Origin of the sequence: Massiliimicrobium timonense (genome assembly GCF_002160865.1) — a bacterium.
Taxonomy (GTDB): domain Bacteria; phylum Bacillota_I; class Bacilli_A; order Erysipelotrichales; family Coprobacillaceae; genus Allocoprobacillus.
The window spans coordinates 1-2,001 of sequence record NZ_NFLJ01000082.1 but is presented as its reverse complement, the minus strand read 5'-3'; the positions used below and the strand labels follow the sequence as shown (position 1 = coordinate 2,001).

The following is a 2,001-nucleotide window of genomic DNA, read 5'->3' as shown; positions in this document are numbered from 1 at the left end:
CTGTTAAATTCATAATCATAATATAACCTCCAATAAAAACTGAATTATTATATTATGTTGAATTGATTTTGTACATTTTTATATGATCATTTTTGTACATATTAATAGTAGCATTTATACACAGACGTTCCATTTCATATTTTTCGTCAATTAAAGCACATAACTTATTCCATACATCATACAATGATTGTCCAACCAAATTCGTCATTTCCTCTGCATTTGGTATTTTATCAAGCATAATTTTTACCCTCCAAACACTTTGATTTATCGCATACAAGCATTTACAAATTTCATGGGAACATTCATACGCTCTGCAACTTGTTCTGGTGTCATTCCACTATCCAAGAAACGCTTGCAAACCACTTTCATATTTTCGCCCACTTCAATTATATGCTTATCTGGGTCATAGAAGCGTACTACACGCTGTCCCCACGAATGTTCTATAATAGGGTGGACATATTCAATTTCAAATTCTTTTAGCTTATCGGTAAATTTATCGAAATTATCTTCTTCAAAATATATTTCAAAATTGTTTCCACCAAAAGAAATATCCTCTGTTCCTATAAATTCGCTGTATGTTTCAAGTGTCTGTAAAGCCAGTCCGCCCGTTAAAGTCTTGTTTGCCCCGAAATCCATGATAACATGAAGTCCGAACACCTTTTTATAAAACTCAACAGACTTCTCCATATCAGATACTACCAGCATAGGATTTTTTAATTTCATTTTTACAGCCCCCTTTAACTGATTTTATATTCAAATTATATCAGTTATAAGTATGCCGTTCAATAAAATTCATAGCGTGACTATCCTTTATCTGTGTACCATTCCGTCACCCCCTTTCATTCCCCCTATGCCCGAACTCCCATAGGGGGACAGGTAAGTTTGCGTGACCGCAAACGATTGATTGTTACGCTCCAATGATACGGTTGAACAGCTCTAACAGCACGTCCTTGACACCGCCGGCATTGAATACCAGCCCCACAGCGATTAAGGCAATCACAAGGAAGCCGATTAACTTAGAAAACTCTCTCTTAAATCCTAAGTAGATACCGATTACCACGATTGCCATAAGCACCAAGCTCTGGGCGTTGCTTAAAAACCAGTTGTATAAGTTCTGTCCGAAATTCATTCTTTATCAATCCTTTCTTTTTTAATTTCTTCCATTTCTTCGTCAGCCATTTTGCTGACCTGTGCGATACACATAAGGACAACGCCGATACCCATTCCCAGTGATACCAGCACCAAGTCCTTGACAAGTTCTGCCATAATCAAATTTCTCCTTTATTCTGTGATAAGCTCCTCTGTGTCCGCTGTCTGCTGTCTGATTATCTGCAAATGCTTTTCCGTCAGCTTTGCGTTGTCCTCAATCTCTTTCAGATAGCTTGTGCTGTTGCCAGCGTCTATCTTTTTCAGCATTTTCAGTGTAGGGGCGACCTGTCGGCTTATCCAGCCCAGCGTCCTTTCCAGCGTATAAGGCTCTGGGTCTGTCGTCAGTTTGATAGGCGGGCGGTCTTTCCCGATAAACCACGCCCAGCGGTCATTGAGCTTCCAGTCTGTCTTTCGCTTCTCCGGCTCTCTGTCCACGAAGCGGATATAGTGATTGATGATAGAAAATGCCGTCTGTTCTGCGTCATAATGGGTCAGCAGTTCACGAACGGCATAATAGGCTCTTTCATCTTTCAGTCGTATCTCGAAGCGGTTCTTTATGGGGGCTTCCTCAATCGGCACGCCCAGCTTTGCGTACTGTTCGAAGTTCTTCTCATAACAGCAGAAGTAGACCTCTGATTTCAGAGAACCGATATACAGCGTGTGTCCCATGCCCGCCTTGTCCTGCTCGTTGTGCTTCACCAGCTCGCCGGAAGCATAGGACTTGAAAGAACGGAACAGGGAAACACATTCCTCACGGTTGCATTTGGCGGTCAGATCTGGAATATCCAGTATGCCCGCCCTGTCGTTAATGGCAAGGTCAAGGCGTTTCATCACACCGCCCTCAACCAGAGC

Annotated in this window: 5 protein-coding genes; all 5 read right to left on the bottom strand. The window is 41.8% G+C overall.

The features are described 5' to 3' along the window. Nucleotides 1–52: 52 nt before the first annotated feature. Nucleotides 53–238, bottom strand: coding sequence for a DUF3788 family protein (locus B5E75_RS14880; protein WP_241146679.1), 186 nt, complete (start codon nucleotides 236–238; stop codon nucleotides 53–55). A 26-nt stretch (nucleotides 239–264) separates the two neighbouring features. Then, complete coding sequence (locus B5E75_RS14160; protein ID WP_087203348.1) at nucleotides 265–723, bottom strand: VOC family protein; 459 nt, start codon at nucleotides 721–723, stop codon at nucleotides 265–267. 184 nt (nucleotides 724–907) lie between these two features. Next, on the bottom strand, nucleotides 908–1,129 hold the full coding sequence (locus B5E75_RS14155; protein WP_010817890.1) for a hypothetical protein: 222 nt from the start codon (nucleotides 1,127–1,129) through the stop codon (nucleotides 908–910). Beyond that, nucleotides 1,126–1,266: a DUF3789 domain-containing protein gene (locus tag B5E75_RS14150; RefSeq protein ID WP_010817889.1), complete on the bottom strand. Its 141-nt coding sequence runs from the start codon at nucleotides 1,264–1,266 to the stop codon at nucleotides 1,126–1,128. The genes B5E75_RS14155 and B5E75_RS14150 overlap by 4 nt, the downstream gene beginning before the upstream one ends. A 15-nt stretch (nucleotides 1,267–1,281) precedes the next feature. Further along, nucleotides 1,282–2,001 (bottom strand): replication initiation factor domain-containing protein (locus B5E75_RS14145; RefSeq protein ID WP_143746986.1); only part of this gene is annotated, 720 nt, incomplete at its 5' end.